General features: G+C 55.0%; 1 protein-coding gene. It reads left to right on the top strand.

Features of this window, described 5'->3' with window-relative positions:
- The first annotated feature begins 228 nt into the window (after positions 1–228).
- Positions 229–858: an IS21 family transposase gene (gene istA / locus BHD06_RS22725; protein ID WP_176214485.1), complete on the top strand. Its 630-nt coding sequence runs from the start codon at positions 229–231 to the stop codon at positions 856–858.
- Positions 859–1,015: the final 157 nt, after the last annotated feature.

The raw sequence follows: 1,015 nt of genomic DNA on the forward strand, positions 1-1,015 counted from the left end.
CAATCGTCTCAAGATCCTGAAACGTCAGATGTATGGCCGGGCGAACATCGACCTGCTCAGAGCCCGGCTTGTTGCAGCGTCCTGATAGGAAGGAACCTCCAAGCTGCACCGAAATTGATTCAGAGCCCAAAAGTGACCCACTTGGGTGGGTTATGATCATCTAAAATTGACCCACCTGCATTGTTAACATCCGTGCGTTTTGGCGCGGAGGAAGAGCAGGTGTTACTGATGGAAACGGCAATGAAGATCCGTGGCTGGATCTTGGGCGATGGCCGCAGCATCCGGGCTGTGGCGCGCGAGACTGGGATCTCACGGACGACGATCAAGAAGTATTTGAAGGACCCGGAGCAACCGCAGTATCGGGAACGGCAACTACGCGTCGGCCACAAGCTGAACGCGCAATTCGAGGCGCGCCTCAGGGAGTTTTTCAAGCACGATCTGCAGCTTCGCCGCCGTGAGCGTCGCACCGCGAAGAAGCTTTATGAGGCGCTTGTTGCGGAGGGTTACACGGGCTCCTATTCACCGGTTCAGCGCTTTGTCGGCGGGCTCAAGAAGTCATCGGGAACCGATACGAGTGATGCATTCATTCCGCTGTATTTCGCGCCGGGCGATGCGCTTCAGTTCGACTGGAGCGAGGAGTATGTCATGTTGGGCGGCGTCGAGCACAAGGTTCATGTCGCTCATTTCCGCCTGTGCCACAGCCGCAAACCCTTTGTCGCGGCGTATATGAACGAGAAGCAGGAGATGGTGCTCGATGCCTTTGTGCGGGCGCTTGCATTCTTTGGCGGTGTTCCGCGCCGTGTGATCATCGACAACCCCAAAACCATGGTGACCTATGTCTCGCGATCGAAGGACTGAATCGCCCCGAGTTTGTCGGAGACCATCAACTTAACCCGAATAATTCATGGGGGTGTGGTGAAGGTAGCGTAAGCTTTTGAAAGCAGGTATTTTTTGGTTGTCGAAGCCAGAAAACTCAGTTTCCAAGGTACGTCCCCTCACCATGATACAGTCTACT

This window comes from Roseovarius sp. A-2, assembly GCF_002072155.1.
GTDB lineage: Bacteria > Pseudomonadota > Alphaproteobacteria > Rhodobacterales > Rhodobacteraceae > Roseovarius.